The organism is Micromonospora sp. HUAS YX12, from assembly GCF_040215685.1.
Lineage (GTDB): Bacteria > Actinomycetota > Actinomycetes > Mycobacteriales > Micromonosporaceae > Micromonospora > Micromonospora tulbaghiae.
This window is the reverse complement of the sequence record NZ_CP157974.1, coordinates 626,306-646,218: the sequence shown is the minus strand read 5'-3', so window position 1 is coordinate 646,218 and position 19,913 is coordinate 626,306. Positions and strand designations below refer to the sequence as shown.

General features: G+C 73.3%; 19 protein-coding genes. 13 read left to right on the top strand and 6 right to left on the bottom strand.

Annotation, left to right across the window (positions count from 1 at the left end; translation table 11 throughout):
- The first annotated feature begins 96 nt into the window (after positions 1-96).
- Entirely contained in the window at positions 97-1,260 is a 1,164-nt protein-coding gene (locus ABIH81_RS03175; protein WP_349878940.1) for an acyl-CoA dehydrogenase family protein, read from the top strand.
- 52 nt (positions 1,261-1,312) lie between these two features.
- Here ABIH81_RS03175 and ABIH81_RS03170 read toward each other — a convergent pair whose 3' ends face one another.
- Positions 1,313-1,966 (bottom strand): hypothetical protein, encoded by a 654-nt coding sequence (locus tag ABIH81_RS03170; RefSeq protein ID WP_349878939.1) that lies wholly within the window; start codon positions 1,964-1,966, stop codon positions 1,313-1,315.
- A 23-nt stretch (positions 1,967-1,989) separates the two neighbouring features.
- On the opposite strand from ABIH81_RS03170, the gene ABIH81_RS03165 reads away from it, so the two are divergent.
- Both ABIH81_RS03165 and ABIH81_RS03160 read left to right on the top strand, forming a co-directional pair.
- A complete protein-coding gene (locus ABIH81_RS03165) occupies positions 1,990-2,505 on the top strand; it encodes an acyl-CoA thioesterase (protein WP_349878938.1) in 516 nt (171 codons plus the stop codon).
- A 317-nt stretch (positions 2,506-2,822) separates the two neighbouring features.
- Positions 2,823-4,814, top strand: coding sequence for an acetoacetate--CoA ligase (locus ABIH81_RS03160; RefSeq protein WP_349878937.1), 1,992 nt, complete (start codon positions 2,823-2,825; stop codon positions 4,812-4,814).
- Positions 4,815-4,903: 89 nt separating this feature from the next.
- Here the strand turns inward: ABIH81_RS03160 and ABIH81_RS03155 are convergent, their stop codons facing one another.
- Positions 4,904-5,593 carry a TIGR03089 family protein gene (locus ABIH81_RS03155; RefSeq protein WP_349878936.1) on the bottom strand — a complete coding sequence of 230 codons (690 nt, stop codon included), beginning with the start codon at positions 5,591-5,593 and terminating at the stop codon, positions 4,904-4,906.
- A gap of 150 nt (positions 5,594-5,743) precedes the next feature.
- On the opposite strand from ABIH81_RS03155, the gene ABIH81_RS03150 reads away from it, so the two are divergent.
- A complete protein-coding gene (locus tag ABIH81_RS03150) occupies positions 5,744-6,889 on the top strand; it encodes a glycosyltransferase family 1 protein (RefSeq protein WP_349878935.1) in 1,146 nt (381 codons plus the stop codon).
- Between the two features lie 64 nt (positions 6,890-6,953).
- Complete coding sequence (locus tag ABIH81_RS03145) at positions 6,954-8,045, top strand: sugar phosphate nucleotidyltransferase (protein WP_349878934.1); 1,092 nt, start codon at positions 6,954-6,956, stop codon at positions 8,043-8,045.
- A 62-nt stretch (positions 8,046-8,107) separates the two neighbouring features.
- On the opposite strand, the gene ABIH81_RS03140 is transcribed toward ABIH81_RS03145, so the two are convergent.
- Positions 8,108-8,677, bottom strand: a complete 570-nt coding sequence (locus ABIH81_RS03140; protein WP_349878933.1) for an NUDIX domain-containing protein — start codon at positions 8,675-8,677, stop codon at positions 8,108-8,110.
- A 308-nt stretch (positions 8,678-8,985) separates the two neighbouring features.
- Between ABIH81_RS03140 and ABIH81_RS03135 the strand changes: the two genes are divergently transcribed.
- On the top strand, positions 8,986-9,975 hold the full coding sequence (locus ABIH81_RS03135) for a winged helix-turn-helix domain-containing protein (RefSeq protein ID WP_349878932.1): 990 nt from the start codon (positions 8,986-8,988) through the stop codon (positions 9,973-9,975).
- A gap of 15 nt (positions 9,976-9,990) precedes the next feature.
- Here the strand turns inward: ABIH81_RS03135 and ABIH81_RS03130 are convergent, their stop codons facing one another.
- Together ABIH81_RS03130 and cofD are read right to left on the bottom strand one after the other, a co-directional pair.
- On the bottom strand, positions 9,991-11,076 hold the full coding sequence (locus ABIH81_RS03130; protein WP_349878931.1) for a coenzyme F420-0:L-glutamate ligase: 1,086 nt from the start codon (positions 11,074-11,076) through the stop codon (positions 9,991-9,993).
- Complete coding sequence (gene cofD, locus ABIH81_RS03125) at positions 11,073-12,020, bottom strand: 2-phospho-L-lactate transferase (protein ID WP_349878930.1); 948 nt, start codon at positions 12,018-12,020, stop codon at positions 11,073-11,075. Before cofD ends, ABIH81_RS03130 begins: the two co-directional genes overlap by 4 nt.
- A 99-nt stretch (positions 12,021-12,119) precedes the next feature.
- Here cofD and ABIH81_RS03120 point away from each other — a divergent pair, with 99 nt between their 5' ends.
- From ABIH81_RS03120 to ABIH81_RS03095, 6 genes are all read left to right on the top strand, one after another.
- Complete coding sequence (locus ABIH81_RS03120; protein ID WP_349878929.1) at positions 12,120-13,070, top strand: hypothetical protein; 951 nt, start codon at positions 12,120-12,122, stop codon at positions 13,068-13,070.
- Between the two features lie 143 nt (positions 13,071-13,213).
- Entirely contained in the window at positions 13,214-15,739 is a 2,526-nt protein-coding gene (locus tag ABIH81_RS03115; RefSeq protein WP_349878928.1) for a bifunctional FO biosynthesis protein CofGH, read from the top strand.
- Positions 15,740-15,888: 149 nt separating this feature from the next.
- Positions 15,889-16,182 (top strand): hypothetical protein, encoded by a 294-nt coding sequence (locus ABIH81_RS03110; RefSeq protein WP_349878927.1) that lies wholly within the window; start codon positions 15,889-15,891, stop codon positions 16,180-16,182.
- A gap of 72 nt (positions 16,183-16,254) precedes the next feature.
- The gene (locus ABIH81_RS03105; protein WP_349878926.1) at positions 16,255-17,652 is read left to right on the top strand and encodes a DUF4331 domain-containing protein; all 1,398 of its coding nucleotides are present in this window, start codon (positions 16,255-16,257) and stop codon (positions 17,650-17,652) included.
- Between the two features lie 13 nt (positions 17,653-17,665).
- Complete coding sequence (locus ABIH81_RS03100) at positions 17,666-18,004, top strand: phospholipase (RefSeq protein WP_349878925.1); 339 nt, start codon at positions 17,666-17,668, stop codon at positions 18,002-18,004.
- 460 nt (positions 18,005-18,464) lie between these two features.
- Entirely contained in the window at positions 18,465-18,725 is a 261-nt protein-coding gene (locus ABIH81_RS03095) for a WhiB family transcriptional regulator (protein ID WP_013284161.1), read from the top strand.
- A gap of 101 nt (positions 18,726-18,826) precedes the next feature.
- Here ABIH81_RS03095 and ABIH81_RS03090 read toward each other — a convergent pair whose 3' ends face one another.
- Positions 18,827-19,276: a metallopeptidase family protein gene (locus ABIH81_RS03090; protein ID WP_018787548.1), complete on the bottom strand. Its 450-nt coding sequence runs from the start codon at positions 19,274-19,276 to the stop codon at positions 18,827-18,829.
- Positions 19,277-19,428: 152 nt separating this feature from the next.
- Here ABIH81_RS03090 and ABIH81_RS03085 point away from each other — a divergent pair, with 152 nt between their 5' ends.
- A complete protein-coding gene (locus ABIH81_RS03085; protein ID WP_349878924.1) occupies positions 19,429-19,800 on the top strand; it encodes a DUF3499 domain-containing protein in 372 nt (123 codons plus the stop codon).
- Positions 19,801-19,913: the final 113 nt, after the last annotated feature.

The window sequence follows — 19,913 nt, the reverse complement described above, 5'->3', positions numbered from 1 at the left end:
TCGGCCGGGGCCGGTGGCTATCCTTCAGTCTGCGGCAGTCGTCGGCCCCCGGGCGGCACAGACTGCGCATGATAGCGGTGAAAGGGGAGGGCCGACATGGCCGCAGAGCAGTCGTTCGACGTCTACCGGTTGCCGGAGGAGCACGAGGCGATCCGGGAGGCGGTCCGTGAGGTCTGTGCGGCCAAGGTGGCTCCGCACGCCGCCGAGGCGGATGAGACAGGTGAGTTCCCCAAGGCGTCCTACGAGGCTCTGCGCGCGGCCGACTTCCACGCCCCGCACATCCCGGCCGAGTACGGCGGCGCCGGCGCGGACGCGCTGGCCACGGCCATCGTGATCGAGGAGGTGGCCCGGGCCTGCGCGTCGTCCTCGCTGATCCCGGCGGTGAACAAGCTGGGCACCATGCCGCTGCTGCTGGCCGGTTCCGAGGAGCTCAAGCGCAAGTACCTCACCCCGGTCGCGGCCGGGGAGGGCATGTTCTCCTACTGCCTCTCCGAGCCGGAGGCGGGCAGCGACGCGGCCTCGATGACCACCAAGGCGGTACGTGACGGAGACCACTGGGTGCTCAACGGCGTGAAGCGGTGGATCACCAACGCGGGCGTGTCCGAGTACTACACCGTGTTCGCCGTGACCGATCCCACAGCCCGGTCGAAGGGCATCTCCGCGTTCGTGGTGGAGAAGTCCGACCCGGGTGTCAGCTTCGGCGCCCCGGAGAAGAAGCTCGGCATCAAGGGCTCGCCCACCCGTGAGGTCTACTTCGACAACGTCCGGATCCCGGCCGACCGCATGATCGGCGCCGAGGGCACCGGCTTCGCCACCGCGATGAAGACGCTGGACCACACCCGGGTCACCATCGCCGCCCAGGCGGTCGGCATCGCGCAGGGCGCGCTGGACTACGCCAAGGGCTACGTCCAGGAGCGCAAGCAGTTCGGCAAGCCGGTCGCCGAGTTCCAGGGCATCCAGTTCATGCTCGCCGACATGGGCATGAAGCTGGAGGCGGCCCGGCAGCTCACGTATGCCGCCGCCGGCAAGTCCGAGCGCGGCGACGCGGACCTGACGTACTTCGGCGCGGCCGCGAAGTGCTTCGCCTCGGACGCCGCCATGGAGATCACCACGGACGCGGTCCAGTTGCTCGGCGGCTACGGCTACACCCGCGACTACCCGGTCGAGCGGATGATGCGGGACGCCAAGATCACCCAGATCTACGAGGGCACCAACCAGGTCCAGCGCATCGTGATGGCCCGTCAGCTGCTCAAGGGCTGACCGCAGGCGTTCGGGCGGGCGGGCCGGTCGCGTACCGGCCCGCCCGCACTCGTCAACGGCTCTCGGTGCCCTCCGGCCGGCCCGCGCCGCGCGGGGGCGCGGACCACGGCGACTCGCTGCCGGTACGGCGGGGCAGGGGTTCGGTGGGGGTCTCGGGGTACGCCAGCGTGAGCGGCGGCGTGTCCGGATCCTTCGCCGGCGCCGGGGGCCAGTCGGTGAGCGCCGGCTTGTGCTCCACCGGTGTGACGGCCGGGGTCAGCTCCGCCTCGGCCGCCGGGGGTGTGGCGGGACGCCGCCAGCGGCTCGTGCTGAACACGGCCATCAGCAGCAGCACGCCGATGAGGAACAGCGTGCCGTTGTCGAGCGGGTCGCGCAGCGGCAGCGGGTCACCGAGCAGCCTGAGGTCGTCCGGCACCTGGTCCCGCACGCTGAACGGCGCGACGAACAGCCCGAGGTACGGGACCGCGAGCAGCAGGCCGGCCACCAGCGGGCCGAACGGCGAGAAGCGCAACGTGCCGAGCAGGCCGAGCAGGATGCCGGCGACGCCCAGATAGACGGCCGGCTCGATCAGGTTCGGCGTGCTGTACGTCCCGATCTCCACCCAGCGGTCGACGGTCCGCTCAGATCCGTCCTGACCGAGCGTGACGAGCACCCAGGTGACGGGCGCCACCGCCAACCCGGCGAGGAAGCTCCAGAGATGTCGCATCCGCGCACCGTACCGTCTCCGGCATGACAGATCATCCCGCGGTCCCGCCGGGTAAGCCCACGTCGTACTCCCGCGTCACGCTCAGTCGCATCATGACCGCGGTCGATGTCAATCTGTACGGGACCGTGCACGGTGGGGTACTCATGAAATTCGTGGACGACGTCGCGGGCGCGGCGGCTGCGCGGCACAGCGGCGGCACCGCGGTGACCGCCTCCATCGACGAGATCGTCTTCTCCGAGCCGGTCCGGGTGGGCGATCTCGTGCACGCGCACGCACAGGTCAACTGGACCGGACAGACCTCGATGGAGGTCGGGGTGAAGGTGGTCGCCGAGCGCTGGGACTCGGCCGAGGACGAGCCGGTCCGGGTCGCCACCGCGTACCTGGTCTTCGTGGGCGTCGACGTCGGCGGCGCGCCCCGTCCGGTCCGCCCGGTGCTGCCCGAGACGCCGGAGGACGAGCGCCGCTTCCGGGAGGCCGAGATCCGGCGCGCGCACCGGCTCGCCCGGCGCCGCGCGATCCAGGCCCACCGGGCCGGCTGAGGTGTAAGGAAGGGCCCCTTGTTAACGCCTGCGGTAGAGCAGGGGCCCCTTGTTAACACCTCCGCCTACGCGCGCCGCCCTCCACCGGCGGCGGACGCCCGCGGAGAGCGAGGTGTTAACAAGGGGCCCTTCCTCTGCACGAGGCGTTAATAGGGGGCCCTTCCTTACACGCGGGCCACATGGGGTGGGGGTGCGGGGTGTGGGCGGGGCACGCCCCGTACGCCGCACCCGGCGCGGACAATGGCGGCACCAGGTAGGGCAAGATGGCGCCACGGCCCCGGCACACCGTCGTGGCGGGCCCAGGGGAGGGTGGAACAGTGGCTGACGTGCTGTGGACGCCGCCGGCGGACGTGCGGGAGCGGTCCCGGATCGGTGACTACCTGCGCTGGCTGGCCGAGCACCGCGGGCTGGAGTTCGCCGGCTACGACGCGCTGTGGCAGTGGTCGGTGACCGACCTGGACGCGTTCTGGCGCTCGATCTGGGACTACTTCGACGTCGTCGCGCACACCCCGCCGAGCGCCACCCTCACCGACCGGGCCATGCCCGGTACCCGCTGGTTCCCCGGCGCGACGCTCAACTACGCCGAGAACGTGCTGCGCATGCCGGGGCTGGGCGACGACGACCCGGCGGTGATCGCACACGGTCAGACCCGCGCGCCGGAGACGCTCACCGCGGCCGGGCTGCGCGAGCGGGTCCGCCGGGTGGCCGCCGGGCTGCGCCGCCTCGGCGTGGGTCCGGGCGACCGGGTGGCCGCGTACGCGCCGAACATCCCCGAGACGTACGTCCTGCTGCTCGCCACCGCCAGCCTCGGCGCGATCTTCTCCTCCTGCGCGCCCGAGTTCGGCACCCGCAGCGTCACCGACCGCTGGCAGCAGATCGAGCCCACGGTGCTGGTCGCTGTCGACGGCTACCGGTACGGCGACAAGCCGGTCGACAGGCGCGCCGAGGTGGCCGCGATCCGGGCCGCCCTGCCGTCGCTGCGGCACACGGTCGCCGTCGCGTACCTCGATCCGGACGGCCCGGCCCCCGACGGCGCGCTGCCGTGGGCGGAGCTGGCGGCGGACACCGGCGAGCCGTTGACGTTCACCCCGGTCGCCTTCGACCACCCGCTCTACGTGCTCTACTCCTCCGGCACCACCGGCCTGCCCAAGCCGATCGTGCACGGTCACGGCGGCATCCTGCTGGAACACCTCAAGATGCTGGCGCTGCACCACGACCTGGGTCCGTCCGACCGGTTCCTGTGGTTCACCACGACCGGCTGGATGATGTGGAACTTCCTGGTCTCCGGCCCGGCGGTGGGCGCGGCGATCGTGCTGTTCGACGGCAACCCGGGCCACCCCGACCTGGGCGCGCTGTGGCGGCTGGCCGCCGACACCGGCACCACGTACTTCGGCACGTCCGCGCCGTTCCTGCTGGCCTGCCGCAAGGCCGGGCTGGTGCCGCGCGAGATCGCCGGCCTGTCCGCGGTGCGCGGCCTCGGCTCGACCGGCGCGCCGCTGCCGGCCGAGGGCTTCACCTGGGTGTACGAGAACGTCAGCGACCGCCTCCAGCTCCAGTCGCTGTCCGGCGGCACGGATGTGTGCACCGGCTTCGTGGGCGGCGTGCCGCTGCTGCCGGTGTACGCCGGGGAGATCGCCTGCCGGGCGCTCGGCGCGAAGGTGGAGGCCCGCTCGGCCGACGGCAGTGCGGTGGTCGGGCAGCTCGGCGAGCTGGTGATCACCGAGCCGATGCCGAGCATGCCGGTCGGGTTCTGGAACGACCCGGACGGCGCGCGCTACCGGGAGGCGTACTTCGAGGTCTATCCGGGCGTGTGGCGCCACGGCGACTGGATCACCGTGAACGAGCGCGGCGGGTGCGTCATCACCGGCCGCTCCGACGCGACGCTCAACCGGGGCGGCGTACGCCTCGGCACCGCCGAGTTCTACTCCGTGGTCGAGGGGCTGGACGAGGTGGTCGACTCGGTTGTCGTGCACCTGGAGGACGACGAGGGCGGCGCGGGTGAGCTGCTGCTGTTCGTGGTGCTCGCCGAGGGCCTGGAACTCGACGACGAGATGCGGCGCAAGATCTGCCGGGAGCTGCGTACCGCCCTGTCGCCGCGGCACGTGCCGGACGAGATCCACCAGGTCCGGGCCGTGCCGAGGACGCTCAGCGCGAAGAAGCTGGAGGTCCCGGTGAAGAAGATCCTGACGGGTACCCCGGTCGACAGCGCGGCGGCCAAGGGCGCCCTGGCCAACCCCGAGTCCCTGACGGCGTTCGCCGCCCTGGCCCAGCGCCGGGCCACCACCGACCACCCCGTCTCGCCTCGCTGATCTTGCACTCTCCGCCCCGGCGGAAGGGGCGAATCCCCCGCACCGAGGGCCGAGACTGCAAGATCGCGGGGGAGGTGGGGCGGGAGGGCTCAGGTCAGGGTGTGGGTGGTCTTCTCGGTTTCGGCGCGGGAGGGCAGGCGGGCCGGGTCGGGGTGGGCGCACGCGACCACGCTGGCGCCCGCCGAGAGCGGGGTGAGCAGCCAGTCGACCGGGTCGGGGTGAGTGGTCACGTCGACCAGGAGGCGGTCGCCGTGAGTCAGGCCCAGCTCCGCGGCACGGGCCGCCGCGCGGGCCAGCAACTCCGCGTCCGCCTCACCGCCCGCCGGGTACGGCGTGAAGTGGTCGCCGTGTCCGCGTACCGCCGCGACGAAGTCGGTGCAGCCCGCCGGCACCTGCCGCATCGGCAGCGCGAACGGGTCGAGCGCCAGCGCGTACCGCTCGCCGGCCGGCCACCCGGCCGCCTCGTCCACCCGGTCGGCGGCCACGAACAGCGCCTCCACCGGGCCCGGCGTGCCGGTCACCGTCAGCTTCGCCGACCAGCAGCCGAGCAGCACGGCCGCGGTCTGCCAGTGCGGCGGCAGCAGCACCCCGGCCGCGTCGCCGGGCGCGGCGCCCACCTCGTCGGTGAGCAGGTTCGCGGTCTTCGCCACCCAGTTCGCGAGCGTCGCCCCGGAGAGTTCGGTGCGCTCGCCGGTGGAGTCGTCGTACCAGGTCAGCAGCGGTCGGGTGGGGTCGGGCGCGATCGCGTCGGCGAACACCCGGGCAATGTTGTCGGCCATCGGCGCGAACGATACGCGCCCCGCGTGCGTACTCGATGACAACGACAAGTCGGCGTACCGTCGGGTCGCGGTCAGCGCCTTGCGCCCGGCCCGGCGTAGGCTTGCCGAGAGTGTTCTTCCCCACAACTGCGCCACCTGAGGAGTCGCCCCGTGACCGCCGGTCGCCCGCCCCGCGTTCTCATCGACGCCACGAGTGTCCCCGCCGACCGTGGCGGCGTCGGTAGATACGTCGACGGACTGCTCGGCGCGCTGGGCCGGGTCTGCGGCACCAGCGTCGACCTGGCCGTGGTCAGCCTCCGCACCGACCTGGAGCGCTACACCCGGATGCTCCCCGGTGCCGAGGTGATCCCCGCCCCGGCGGCGGTGGCGCACCGGCCGGCGCGGCTGGCCTGGGAGCAGACCGGCCTGCCGCTGCTGGCCCAGCAGGTCGGCGCCGAGGTGCTGCACTCGCCGTTCTACACCTGCCCGCTGCGGGCCGGTTGCCCGGTGACGGTCACCGTGCACGACGCGACGTTCTTCACCGAGCCGGAGCACTACGACAAGTCGCGCCGGACGTTCTTCCGCAGCGCGATCAAGACGTCGCTGCGCCGGGCCGGCCGGGTGATCGTGCCGAGCAAGGCCACCCGCGACGAGCTGATCCGGCTGCTGGACGCCGATCCGACCCGGATCGACGTCGCCTACCACGGCGTCGACCAGGACGCGTTCCACGCGCCGGGTGACGAGGAGAAGGCACGCGTCCGGGCCCGCCTGGGTCTCGGCGACAGCAGCTACATCGCGTTCCTGGGGGCCAAGGAGCCGCGCAAGAACGTACCCAACCTGATCCGCGGCTGGGCCCGGGCGGTGGGCGACCGGCCGAACCCGCCCGCGCTGGTGGTGGCCGGCGGCCAGGGCCACGACGACGACATCGACCGCGCGGTGGCCGAGGTTCCGTCGCACCTGCGGCTGCTGCGCCCGGGTTACCTGCGCTACGCCGACCTGCCCGGCTTCCTCGGCGGCGCGCTGGTGGCCGCGTACCCGTCCTACGGCGAGGGCTTCGGCCTGCCGATCCTGGAGGCGATGGCGTGCGCCGCCCCGGTGCTCACCACGCCGCGCCTGTCCCTGCCCGAGGTGGGCGGCGACGCGGTGGCCTACACCAGCGAGGATCCGGACCAGATCGCCACCGACCTCGTCGCCCTGCTGGACGACGAGCAGCGGCGGCTGTCCCTGGCCAAGGCCGGGTTCGACCGGGCCAAGGAGTTCACCTGGGAGTCCAGCGCGGAGGTCCACATCGCGGCGTGGCGACGGGCCCGGTCCTGAGCGCCGGCTGCCGGTCCCGGGCGACCGGCCGTGACGGCTCGCCCGCTTCGGGCATGATGTGCTGATGTTCTACGCCGTCATCCCGGCGGGCGGCAGCGGCACGAGGTTGTGGCCGTTGTCCCGTGCCGGCCATCCCAAATTCCTCCACCCGCTGACCGGCACCCCCGCCTCGCTGTTGCAGGCCACTGTCGACCGGTTGTCGCCGCTGACCACGCCGGAGCGCACGCTCGTGGTCACCGGAGCCGCGCACGCCGCGGCGGTGGCTCGGCAACTGGCTGGCCTGCCGGAGGAGAACATCCTGGTCGAGCCGTCGCCGCGGGACTCCTGCGCCGCGATCGCACTGGCCGCTGCGGTGATCGCCGGCCGGACCCCGGACGCGGTGATGGGCTCGTTCGCCGCCGACCACCTGATCGGCGACCCGGCCCGGCTGGCCGAGGTGGTACGGCAGGCCATCCGGGGCGCGGAGCAGGGGCTGCTGATGACGGTGGGCATCACCCCGACGCGCCCGGAGACCGGCTACGGCTACCTGGAGACCGGCGAGCCGGTGGGGGACGGCCCGCTCCGCCCGGTACGCGAGTTCAAGGAGAAGCCGGCCGCCGAGGTGGCCGAGGTGTACGTCCGCTCCGGCCGGCACCTGTGGAACGCCAGCATGTTCGTCTGGCGGGTGGACGTCTTCCTGTCCGAGCTGGCCCGCCAGCAGCCCGAGCTGCACGCCGGGATCACCGCCATCGCGGCGGCCTGGGGCACCCCGGAGCAGGACGACGTGCTCGGCCGGATCTGGCCGACGCTGCCCCGGATCTCGGTCGACTACGCGGTGATGGAGGGCGCGGCGACGGCCGGCTGGGTGGGTACGGTGCCCGGCGACTTCGGCTGGAACGACGTGGGCGACTTCCACACGCTCGGCGAGGTGCTGCCCGCCGACGGCGCCGGCAACGTGGTGCTGGGCGGGGACGCGAAGCCGGGCGTGCTGCTGCACGACACCACCGGCACCGTGGTGGTGCCGCACTCCGGCCGGCTCGTGGCCACCGTCGGTGTCCACGACCTGATCGTCGTGGACACCCCGGACGCGCTGCTGGTCTGCCCCCGCGACCGCGCGCAGGACGTGAAGAAGATCGTGGACGAGCTGAAGGAACGCGGCGAGGAGGGCCTGGTCTGATCGGTCGCGCGCCGGGCCGCCGGCGTGGGGAGGCGTCCGGCGGCGCGGCGCGGTGCCCTCGTTCAGCCGCCCGTACGGCGGGCCAGCGCCGCGAGCGCCGGCGGCACGAGCTGAGCGGTGGCGTGGGCGAGCGGCTCGGGCAGCCGGTCCGGCGGGAACCAGCCGAGCGCCTCGGACTCCGCGCTGACCCGCTCGATCGCTCCGGCCGGGGCCAGGACGGCGTACCGGACGTCGTAGTGGAACGACCCGCCCTGGCAGGCGACCTGATGGATGTCCACGTCGATCGGCTCCGGCTCGACGGTCAGGCCGGTGATGCCGGACTCCTCGGTGGCCTCGCGCAGCGCGGCGGCCACCAGCGTCCGGTCGCCGGGCTCGCAGTGCCCGCCGAGCTGCACCCACCTGCGGATCTTGCCGTGCAGGCAGAGCAGCACCCGGCCGTCCGGGTCGAGCACCAGCGCGCTCGCCGTGACGTGCCCGGCCCGGTGCAGCCGGCTCATCGCCACCGGTCCGTCGGCCAGCAGCGCCAGCGTCCGGTCCCGGGCGGCGTCGGCGGCGGGGCTGGTCGCCGTCCAGCGGCTCAGCGTCGCGACGGCGTCGGCGTGCAACTCGGTGTACGGGATGAGATCGGGCACCCGGACACTCTACGAGCGCCGCCTCCGTACCCTGGCGCGGTGTCGCGCTCCGGATCGGGATGAGCGAGGGCCGGGCGGCACCCCTGCGACTGATGTCGCAGACCCTCGTGGTGCCACCCGGCCACGCCCGTCAGCCGGCGTCCGGGTCAACGTTGCGCCCCGGCGTCGGCGGGCAACAGAGAGTTTGCCGAACCGGCCCGCCCGGCGTCGAGGTTTTTCACCTGACGCTTAAAGATGGAGATTAGTACCGGCGGGTAGAGTGCGGAGTGTGGCGGGCATCCCCGCCGTCCGCACGGGAGCAGCAACCCATGTTGAAGATCATTTTCTCGGGCGAGGACGTTCTGCGGACCCGGGTCGCCCCGGCCGCGGACCCGCTCTGGGAGCTGGTCCTCAGCCTGCACCTGCTACAGGGGCGCAGCCGGGACCCGATGATGACCACGTGGCGGCGCACCGTGGCGCACGGCCTGCGGACCGACACCGACGCCGAGCAGTACCGCCTGCTGCTCGCGCTCAACCCGCCGCGTGGCTACTTCCCCGACTTCCTCACCCCGTTCGCCAGCCGGGAGGGCTTCCAGGCCGGGCTGGACGCGGTCCGGGGCACCCCTGTGGACATGCTGCGCCGCGACCTGACGCTGCTCGCCGGGGAGACCCCGCTGCCGTCGTCGGCCACCGCGCTCGCCCGTGGCGAACCGGGAACGCTGCACCACCTGACCGACGCCATGACGCGCTACCAGTCGCTGGCGGTCACGCCGTACTGGTCCCGGGTGCAGGCGGCGGTCGAGGCGGACCGGGCCCGGCGTGCGCGCGCGATGCTCGACGGCGGCGCCGAAGGGCTGCTGGCCAGCCTGCGGCCGAACATGCGCTGGGTCTCGGGCGTGCTGGAGGTGCTCGACTACCCGGACACGCGGGAACTGCACCTGGACGGCCGCGGGCTGCTGCTCGTGCCGTCGTTCTTCTGCTCGCGTACCCCGGTGGCGCTCGTCGACCCGACCCTGCCCCCGGTGCTGGTCTACCCGGTCGACCGGCTGGCCGGCCTGACACCCGCGTCCGGCGCCGCCGCGTCACCGCAGGGCGAGGCGCTCGCCGCCCTGCTCGGGCGCACCCGCTCCCGGGTGCTCCAGGCCGCCGACGAGGGCTGCACGACCGGTGAGATGGCACGCCGGCTGCGCATCTCCGCCGCCGCGGCCAGCCAGCACACCACTGTGCTGCGCAACGCGGGGCTGCTGGTCAGCCAGCGCGACCGCAACACCGTCCTGCACACGCTGACCCCGCTGGGCCGGGCCGTCCTCGACGCCTGAGCGTCGCCCGCCGGGTCAGAGCGCCAGCGTGGCGCTCGCGGTGCTGCCGGACGGGGGCGGGAGCAACGTCGATTCGATCCCCTCCGCGGCCAGCGCCGCGCGCAGGCGTTGCAGGTCCGCGCCGAACCGGACCAGGTCCGCCGGATCGACCGGGGCGGGCGCCGCGCCGAGCAGCAGACCGGTGGCCGAGGCGGGCCAGCCGGGCACTGTGGCGGCGAGTCCGGCGCGTACCTCGTCGTCGGTGACGTGGGTGAACACGGTGCCCGGGGCGACCACGTCGGCGACCACGTCGATCGCCCGCCGCACCGCGGCCGGATCGGCGGGCTCGGGGCCGGTCCGGTCCGCCAGCGTCGCCGCCGCCCGCAGGCCGGCGGCGCGCGCCTCGGCCGTACCGAGCGAGAACAGGTCCATCGAGGCGTCGCGGACGAGCGTGCGGGCGCCCTCGTCGTCGTCCCGGGTCGCGGCGAGGTAACCCCGGACCACCGCGACCGGCACCTGGTCGCACTTGCCCTTGATCAGCTCACCGGCGGCTGCCAGTTCGTCGACCACCGCCATCTGGGTGACGAACAGCTCGTTGCCGTACGGGTCGACCTCGCCCCGGTGGTCGCGGATGGCCGGCATGCCGGCCACCCCGAGCGCCACGTCGGTGAGCCCGTTGCGCCACGGGCGGCCCATCGTGTCGCTGACGATCACGGCGACGTCGAGGCCGTACCGCTCGCGCAATTCGGCGCGCAGCGCCCGGGCGGACGCGTCCGGGTCGACCGGCAGCAGCACCAGCCGGGTCTTGTCCACGTTCGAGGCGTCGATGCCGGCGGTGGCCATCACGAACCCGTGGTGGGTCTGCACGATCCGGGTCGCGCCCCGGGTCGCCACCACCCGGGCGGTCTCCCCGGCCAGGATCCGGTCCCGCTCGGCGAGCCGTTCCGGGCCGTCGGCCGGCACGTCGACCAGCCGGCCCTCCGCCTTCGACACGATCTTGCTGGTCACCACGAGCACGTCGTGGTCGCGCAGCCAGGGCGCCGCACCGGCGATCAGCGCCGCCAGGTCGTCGCCCTCGGTCACGTCGCCGATGCCCGGCACCGGCAGGATCTCCAGCCTCACATCAGCTCCAGCGCGGCGCGCACCATCGCGGCGGTCGCCGCCTCGTCGGTCATCCGCAGCGGCGCCGCGCGCACCGTCACGTCCGGCACGACTGTGCCCTCGTCCTCCGGCGCGACCAGCCAGCCGTCGAGCAGCCCGCCCGCCGACCGGGCGCCGTAGAGGCCACCCACGCCGGCCGCGCTGCACTCCACGCCGAGCACTGCCAGGCAGCGGTCGGCCATGCCGCGTACCGGCGCGCCGCCGATGATCGGCGACACCCCGATCACCGGGGCCGGGCCGCCGGCCACCGCGTCGCGCAGGCCCGGCACCGCCAGCACCGGGGCGATGCTCACCACCGGGTTGCTCGGCGCGATCAGCACCACGTCCGCGGCGGCGATCGCCTCGGCCACGCCGGGCGCGGGCTTCGCCGCGTCGGCGCCGACGAAGACGAACCGGTCGGTGGGTACGTCCGCCCGATGCCGAACCCACCACTCCTGGAAGTGGATCGCCCGCCGGCCCTGCTCGTCGGTGACGACGGCATGGGTCTCCAGGCGGTCGTCGGTGGCTGGCAGCAGCCGTACGCCCGGCTGCCAGCGGGCGGCCAGCGCCTCGGTGACCTGCGACAGCGGGTAGCCGGCGTTGATCATCTGGGTGCGCACCAGATGGGTGGCGATGTCCTTGTCGCCCAGGCCGAACCAGCTCGGCTCCGCGCCGTACGCGGCCAGCTCGTTCTTCACCGTCCAGGTCTCGCCCGCCCGGCCCCAGCCGCGCTCCGGGTCGGCGCCGCCGCCGAGCGTGTAGAGCACGCTGTCCAGGTCGGGGCAGACCTTCAGTCCGTGCAGCAGCAGATCGTCGCCGACGTTGACCACGGCGGTCACCTCGGCGCCCACCTGGCGGGCGTACGCCCGCACGCCGAGCAGGAAACGGGCGCCCCCGATGCCGCCGGTCAGTACCACGATGCGCATGGCGTCCATCCTTCCCCACGCGTCGCCGTCGATCGTCCGGTGGCCGGAGAGACTACGCTCACTTCGGCAACTGTCCGCTTTCGTCCCCTGGGGGAGTCCGTGACCAGCCCCGCCGAGCCCGCGTCCGGCGACGCCACGCAGGCCAGCCAGTTGATCAAGCCGTTGCGCGAACTGGCCGCGCTCGTCCTTCTCGGCGCCAACGCCGTGCTGCTCTTCGTCGGCCTGCTGCGCCTGCTGGTGCCGGTCGACGACTACAGCACGTTCAGCGGCCGGGCCGGGAGCACGTACTTCACCTTCATCGGCCTGGAGTCGACGGCCCTGCCGGTGCTCGCGGTCCTGATCGCCACCGTCGTCCTCCCGGTCGTGCCGAAGGCCAAGCTGATCACGCAGGTGGCGCTCGCCGAGTACGCCGTGTCCGCCGTGTTCGGCGCGCTGACGTTCCTGATCTGGCTGGTCGGCCGGCTCGCCGACGGCGAGGTGCTGGACGCGTTCCTCGGTCTGCTGACCCGGGCGGCCTGGCTGGCGATCTTCGCGGTCGGCGCGTTCGTGGTGTTCAAGATCTGGCGCACGCTCTACTACGTGCCGAAGCCCAAGCCGCAGCCCGGCGTGTACGGCCAGGCCCAGCCCGGCTGGCCGCAGCAGCCGGGTCAGCCCGGCGGCTACCCCGGTCCGGGCGGCTACCCGCAGCAGCCCGGCCAGGGCTACCCGCAGGCCGGCTCGCCCCCGCCCGGCTGGCCGCAGCAGCCCGGCCCGTACGGCCAGCCGCAGTCGGCGCCGCCGTTCAACACGGCCCCGCCGCACGCGCCGCAGTCCGGTCCGCCGTTCGCCGGTCCGCAGCCGGCGCCGCAGTCCGGCGTCCCGTTCGCCGGCCCGCAGCAGGCGCCGCAGTACGGCTCGCCGCAGCCTGCGCCGCCGTTCGCCCAGCCGCCGTCGGCCGACCCGACGCAGGCGATCCCGCGCCAGTCCGCCGAGCCGGGCGCGCCGTCGCCCGCCGCCGACGACGAGCGCACCCAGCGGTTCGACCGCGAGGACCCGAACCAGCCCCGCTGAGACCCGCGCGGCGGGCGACGCCCCACCGTCGCCCGCCGCCACCTCGGCCCGCCGCTGTGCGGCAGGCCACCGGAGTCGTCCCGTTGCCCGGGCCGCGACCGGGGGCGGGCATCCGTCCGTCCGGTAGCGCTTAGGCTGGGCGGATGGTTGATCGCAGCGACCCCGAACCGACCGAGGCGAGCATCCGCCGGGCACTGGGGCGGGCCGCCACCGGCCGGACGCTCGACGCCGGCGAGGCGGGCGCGCTGCTCGCCGCTCGCGGGCCGATGCTCGACGACCTGCTCCGGATCGCCGGCGACATCCGCGACGCCGGGCTGCGCGACGCCGGGCGGCCGGGCGTGGTGACGTACTCGAAGAAGGTCTTCATCCCGCTGACCCGGCTCTGCCGGGACCGCTGCCACTACTGCACGTTCGCCACCGTGCCGCACCGGCTGCCCGCCGCCTACCTGGAACGTGACGAGGTGCTGGCGATCGCCCGCGAGGGCGCCGCGCAGGGCTGCAAGGAGGCGCTGTTCACGCTCGGCGACCGGCCCGAGGAGCGGTGGCCGGCGGCCCGCCGGTGGCTGGACGAGCGGGGGTACGACTCGACGCTGGACTACCTGCGCGCCTGCGCGGTGGCGGTGCTGGAGGAGACCGGCCTGCTGCCCCACCTGAACCCGGGCGTGCTCACCTGGTCGGAGTTGCAGCGGCTCAAGCCGGTCGCGCCGAGCATGGGCATGATGCTGGAGACCACCGCCACCCGGCTCTGGTCGGAACCGGGCGGCCCGCACTACGGCTCGCCGGACAAGGAACCCGCGGTACGCCTGCGGGTGCTCGAGGACGCCGGCCGGGTCGGGGTGCCGTTCACCACGGGCATCCTGATCGGCATCGGCGAGAACCGGGCCGAGCGGGTCGACGCGATCTTCGCGATCCGCCGGGCGATGCGGGAGTACGGCCACCTCCAGGAGGTGATCGTGCAGAACTTCCGCGCCAAGCCGGACACCGCGATGCGCGGCATGCCCGACGCGGAGCTGCACGACCTGGCCGCCACGGTGGCGGTGGCCCGGGTGCTGCTCGGCCCGAAGGCCCGCATCCAGGCCCCGCCGAACCTCATCGCGGGCGAGTACGACCTGCTGCTGCGCGCCGGCATCGACGACTGGGGCGGCGTCTCCCCGGTCACGCCCGACCACGTCAACCCGGAGCGGCCCTGGCCGCACCTGGACGAGCTGGCGGCGCGTACCGCGAGTGCCGGGTTCACGCTGCGCGAGCGGCTGACCGTCTACCCGGAGTACGTCCGGGCGGGGGAGCCGTGGCTGGACCCGCGCCTGCTGCCGCACGTCACCGCGCTCGCCGACCCGGCCACCGGGCTCGCGGTCGAGGCGGCCCGCCCGGTGGGACGGCCCTGGCAGGAGCCCGAGTCGGGCTACGGCGGCCGCACCGACCTGCACGTCACCATCGACGTCACCGGCCGTACCGACGACCGGCGGGGCGACTTCGACAGCGTGTACGGCGACTGGGCCGAGGTGGCCGGCAAGGTGGCGCCGGAGGCGCGCGCGGGCGTACCCCTGGGTGGTGGCCCGGACGGCGACCTGCGTGCGGGCCTGCGGCTGGCCGCGGACGACCCGGCCGCGCTGCTGACGCCGGCCCACGAGGCCAAGGCGCTGGCGCTGTTCGGCGCGGACGGCCCGGCGCTGGAGGAGCTGTGCCGGCTGGCCGACGACGCGCGCCGGGACGTGGTCGGCGACGACGTGACATACGTGGTCAACCGCAACATCAATTTCACGAACGTCTGCTACGTGGGCTGCCGGTTCTGCGCGTTCGCCCAGCGGGAGAGCGACGCCGACGCGTTCCGGCTCTCGCTTTCGCAGGTGGCCGACCGGGCCGAGGAGGCGTGGGCGGCCGGAGCGACCGAGGTCTGCCTCCAGGGCGGCATCGACCCGAAGATGCCGGTGACCGGTTACGCCGACATCGTCCGCGCGATCAAGGCGCGGGTGCCGGACATGCACGTGCACGCGTTCTCCCCGATGGAGATCGTCACCGCCGCGGCGAAGGCCGGCGTGCCGGTGCGGGAGTGGCTGCTCCAGCTCCGCGAGGCCGGGCTGGACACCATCCCGGGCACCGCCGCCGAGATCCTCGACGACGACGTGCGCTGGGTGCTGACCAAGGGCAAACTGCCGGCCGCCGCCTGGGTCGACGTGGTGAGCACGGCCCACGAGCTGGGCATCCGGTCCAGCTCCACGATGATGTACGGCCACGTGGACCACCCGGGCCAGTGGCTGGCGCACTTCCGGGTGCTGGCCGGGGTGCAGGACCGTACCGGCGGGTTCACCGAGTTCGTGGCGCTGCCGTTCGTGCACACCAACGCGCCGATCTACCTGGCCGGCATCGCCCGCCCGGGCCCGACCTGGCGGGAGAACCGGGCGGTGCACGCGATGGCCCGGCTGCTGCTGCACGGCCGGATCGACAACATCCAGTGCTCCTGGGTGAAGCTCGGTGACGCGGGCACCGTGGAGATGCTGCGCGGCGGCTGCAACGACCTCGGCGGCACGCTGATGGAGGAGACGATCTCCCGGATGGCCGGCTCGGGCAACGGTTCGGCCCGTACCGAGGAGCAGTTGCGGGCCATCGCCACCGCTGCCGGCCGGCCGTTCCGCAAGCGGACGACCGCGTACGGTCACGCCCGCGCCTGAGGTCGAACCTTTCCCCGCCGCGCGCCGTACCTGTGGATGCCGGCGGCGGTTTCGGCGAGGACCGCCGCCGGTGTCCCGAACCGGGGCCCGGCGGCGTCCGGGCGCCCGGCCCGCTGCGGCGCTGCGGCGCCGGTCCGGAAAGGCAGCCGATGAGCACTGACGAGACCACCGACGCGCCGAAACGGCGGATCTGGCCGCGGTTGACCCGCAGGCAGACGCTCACCGCCGCGGCGAGCGCGACACTGGGCGCCGCCGCCCTCACCGTGCCGGGCCTGTCCGCCGCGCAGAACGCCCCCACGGCGAACCGGCGCGACGAGCCGATCGTGGTCCACCTCCGCGACGCCGCCACCGGCGTCATGGACGTCTTCGTCGGCACCACCCGGGTCGAGGTACGCGACCGCGGCCTGGCCGACCGCCTGGTGCGCGCCGCCGGCCGGCGCTGATCCCACCCTCCGCCGGCGCGGACTCCCGGCGCCGGTTCCGCTTTCCGTTCCCCCGACGAAGGTGCGTCCGCCATGTCCTCTCACCGCGAGGCCCCGGAGATCGCCAAGGATCCGGTCGCCGACAGTTCCGACCTGTACGCGTTCGTCACGCCGAGCCAGCCGGACACGATCACGTTGATCGCCAACTACGTGCCGGTGCAGCTTCCCTCCGGCGGCCCGAACTTCTTCGAGTTCGGTGACGACGTCCGGTACGAGATTCACATCGACAACGACGGGGACGGATATCCGGACGTCACCTATCGTTTCGAATTCACTACCGAGATCACGAACCAGAACAGTTTTCTCTACAACACCGGGCCGATCGAGTCGCTGGAGAGCAAGAACTGGAACCGGCGGCAGTTCTACCGGCTGACCCGGATCGCCGACGGCCGCGCGCGTGTGCTGGCGCACAAACTGCCCTGCCCGCCGTGCAACGTCGGGCCGCTGTCCACGCCGAACTACCAGAACCTGGTCCGGCAGGCGACGTTCAAGCTGTCCACCGGCGAGAAGGTGTTCGCCGGGCAGCGCGCCGACGGTTTCTTCGTCGACCTGGGCGCGGTGTTCGACCTGGGTACGCTGCGGCCGTTCCAGCAGCTGCACGTGGCCGGCAAGAAGCTGTTCCGGGACGAGGGCGCGCCGGTGAACGCGCTGGACCGGCTCAACGTGCACAGTCTCGCCGTGCAGGTGCCGCTGAACCAGGTACGCCGCAAGGCGGCCCGCTACGGCTACGCCGACCGCGCCTCGACGATCGGGGTCTGGACGAGTGCGTCCCGCCAGCAGGTGCGGGTGCTCGGTGACCGGGTCGCCGCTGACACCGCCGCCGGGCCCTTCACCCAGGTGTCGCGGCTCGGTAACCCGTTGTTCAACGAGGTCATCGTGCCGATGTCCAGGAAGGACGTCTGGAACACGCTGCCGCCGTCGGAGGACAAGCGGTTCGCCGGGTTCGTCGAGCGGCCCGAGCTGGCCGCGCTGCTGCCCACGCTCTACCCGGGTGTGTTCCCCAATCTGGACGCGCTGAACAAGTCCAAGAAGCCGCGTGCCGACCTGGTGGCGATCCTGCTCACCGGCGTCCCGGCCGGACTGATCGACGGCTTCGCCAACACCACGGGCGACGTCCAGGCGGACATGCTGCGGCTGAACACGGCGATCCGGCCCAGCCGCAAGCCGGACCGGTTCGGCGTGCTCGGCGGCGACCTGGCCGGCTTCCCCAACGGCCGTCGCGTCGCCGACGACGTGGTGACGATCGCGCTGCGCGCCATCGCTGGGCTGACCGTGCCGCTGGTCGACAAGACGTTCCGGCCGGACGCCGCCGCCGCGGCGGTGACACCGGGCCTGAGCGCGGCCGACGTGACCGCGCCGTTCCTGGCCGACTTCCCGTTCCTCGGCACGCCGTACGACGGGTTCGGCAACCCGCAGGCGAAGAAGTCCTGACGGGAGGCGGCCGATGTCACACCATCACGATCTCGGCCCGTCGGAGGTCGGCAGCGTCGTGCTCGACCTGGGCGGCGACCGGGGCGCACTGATCATCCACACCGGGCGGGATCTGCACGGCCGGGAGATCGAGATCAGCCGCGTGGACCTCGACGGCCCGCGGACCCACTCCGCCGTACGCGAGCGGCACGTCCGGGACGGGGTGTTCCACAGTGCCGTCTACCCGGATCTGGAGGCGGGTGTCTATACCGTCTGGTGGGACGAGAGTACGTCTGCCGGCGCGATCTCGGTCGCCGGTGGATCCGTCGCCGAATTCGTTTGGCCCACCAGCTCACCAGCCCGCTTGGACTGAGCCGTCAGTCGCGCCGGAACCCGCGCCCCGTCCACATGATGGACGGGGCGCGGTCGGCGTTGGACCGCTCGGCGGGCGGTACCGCGGGAAGCGGGTTACCCTTTGCCCCACCAATTCTGATCTTGGTACGAGCGGCCGGCGGGGGCGTCCGGCCGGCCTGTCGGCGATGCGCCACGGCAGAAAACTTCCGGCAACTCGCCGGGGAGGGCGTTACTCGTCCGGGGTCTGAATCGATAGGGCAGGTTGCGAGGCTACGGGCGACCGCGGCGGTCGTCCCGGACGTGTCGGGAGGGCGACTCCATTATCAAGTTTGGCTTGACGGCGCACGCATTACACGCGTGTAATTTGAATGGGGTTGTTCGCACGGAACGCAACAAATGGTGACCGTACGGACAGGCACGCCTTTCGCGTGGGGGGTTGCAGCGGCGAATGACGCCGGTGCGCGACAAGGAGGCAATCGATGGACGGCCAGCTCGAGGTGGCCGACCTGCTCGGGAACGCGCCGGAGTGGCAGGAGCGAGCGCTCTGCTCGCAGACCGACCCGGAGGCGTTCTTTCCCGAGAAGGGCGGCTCGACCCGCGAGGCGAAGCGCATCTGCTCGCGGTGCGAAGTGAAGACGGAATGCCTGGAGTACGCGCTCGGCCACGACGAGCGGTTCGGAATCTGGGGTGGCCTCTCCGAGCGGGAGCGGCGCAAGCTCAAGCGGCGGGTCGCCGCCTGATCCACGTACGGGTCCACGGGCGGTGGGGGCCGCCCGGACCCGGGTCGCCGTCCGGCCGGAGGGGTCCGGCCGGACGGCGGCGCCCTGCCCGGTCGAACCGGTCAGGCCAGCTCGTCCGGATCGACCCCGAGCAGATTCGCCACCTGCTCGATGATCACGTCGTGCACCAGGTCGGCGAGATCCTCGCGGTCCATGGCGCGGAACTCCAGCGGCCGCCGGTAGAGCACGATCCGCGGCGGCACCTCCTGGCGGCCGGGCCGCCCCGGCAGCAGCCGGGCGAGCGGCACCTCGCCGTCCTCCAGCACGTCCGAGTCGTAGACGTTCAGATCCGGCGGGACATCCTCGACCGCGAACTCCACCCCGGCCAGCTCCTTGGCGAACCGGCGTTCGAGCGTCTCCACCGTGTCGAGCACCAGATCGTCGAAGACCTCGGCCTTCGTCCGGGCCAGCGGCACCGTGGCCGGCACCAGCCGCCCGCGCAGCCCGCGACCGTGCCGGTCACGGTGGGTGCGCCGGCCGGAGCCGGGGCGGCGGTTCTGGGGGCTCGTCATGACGCACAGGGTAGCCCGGTCGGCGGTCCACCCGCCGTCGCGCGGCCGTCCGGCGTGCCGGTGCGCCGATCGGAGGAATTGTGATCACCATGACGGGCGTGTCGTAACGCGAAGCGGTGCGCCGGACCCGGTAATGGGGATACCCTGCCGCCGTGAGGTCACCACGGCGCTGCTCCCGTAACGGCTGCCCCCGGCAAGCGGTCGCCACATTGACCTATGTCTACAACGAGTCGACGGCGGTGGTGGGCCCGCTCGCGGCGTTCGCCGAACCGCACACGTACGACCTGTGTGAGCCGCACGCCCGCAACCTGACCGCCCCGCGCGGCTGGGACGTGGTGCGGCACGAGGGCGAGTTCGAGCCGCCGCCGCCCACCACGGACGACCTGGTGGCGCTGGCCGAGGCGGTACGCGAGGCCGCCCGCCCGGCCCCGCCGCGCCCCCCGGAGGACGAGCCCACCACCAGGCCCCAGACCCCCCAGCAGGGCCGCCGGGGCCACCTCCGGGTAATCCCACCCCACCACTGACCCGCCGCCCCCAGCCTCCCGGCCCGGCACCCTCCGCCGCGTCGATCATGAAGTTGACGGCGTTTTCGATCTCCCTGAGTGCCGCCAACTTCATGATCAACGGGATGGAGGTC

Bases quoted from the DNA above. Each gene is read 5' to 3' on its own strand.
- ABIH81_RS03175 (WP_349878940.1), top strand. From the start codon at position 97: ATGGCCGCAGAGCAGTCGTTCGACGTCTACCGGTTGCCGGAGGAGCAC.
- ABIH81_RS03165 (WP_349878938.1), top strand. From the start codon at position 1,990: ATGACAGATCATCCCGCGGTCCCGCCGGGTAAGCCCACGTCGTACTCC.
- ABIH81_RS03170 (WP_349878939.1), bottom strand. From the start codon at position 1,966: ATGCGACATCTCTGGAGCTTCCTCGCCGGGTTGGCGGTGGCGCCCGTC.
- ABIH81_RS03155 (WP_349878936.1), bottom strand. From the start codon at position 5,593: ATGGCCGACAACATTGCCCGGGTGTTCGCCGACGCGATCGCGCCCGAC.
- ABIH81_RS03090 (WP_018787548.1), bottom strand. From the start codon at position 19,276: ATGACGAGCCCCCAGAACCGCCGCCCCGGCTCCGGCCGGCGCACCCAC.
- ABIH81_RS03095 (WP_013284161.1), top strand. From the start codon at position 18,465: ATGGACGGCCAGCTCGAGGTGGCCGACCTGCTCGGGAACGCGCCGGAG.
- ABIH81_RS03100 (WP_349878925.1), top strand. From the start codon at position 17,666: ATGTCACACCATCACGATCTCGGCCCGTCGGAGGTCGGCAGCGTCGTG.
- cofD (WP_349878930.1), bottom strand. From the start codon at position 12,020: ATGCGCATCGTGGTACTGACCGGCGGCATCGGGGGCGCCCGTTTCCTG.
- ABIH81_RS03115 (WP_349878928.1), top strand. From the start codon at position 13,214: ATGGTTGATCGCAGCGACCCCGAACCGACCGAGGCGAGCATCCGCCGG.
- ABIH81_RS03105 (WP_349878926.1), top strand. From the start codon at position 16,255: ATGTCCTCTCACCGCGAGGCCCCGGAGATCGCCAAGGATCCGGTCGCC.
- ABIH81_RS03110 (WP_349878927.1), top strand. From the start codon at position 15,889: ATGAGCACTGACGAGACCACCGACGCGCCGAAACGGCGGATCTGGCCG.
- ABIH81_RS03135 (WP_349878932.1), top strand. From the start codon at position 8,986: ATGTTGAAGATCATTTTCTCGGGCGAGGACGTTCTGCGGACCCGGGTC.
- ABIH81_RS03145 (WP_349878934.1), top strand. From the start codon at position 6,954: ATGTTCTACGCCGTCATCCCGGCGGGCGGCAGCGGCACGAGGTTGTGG.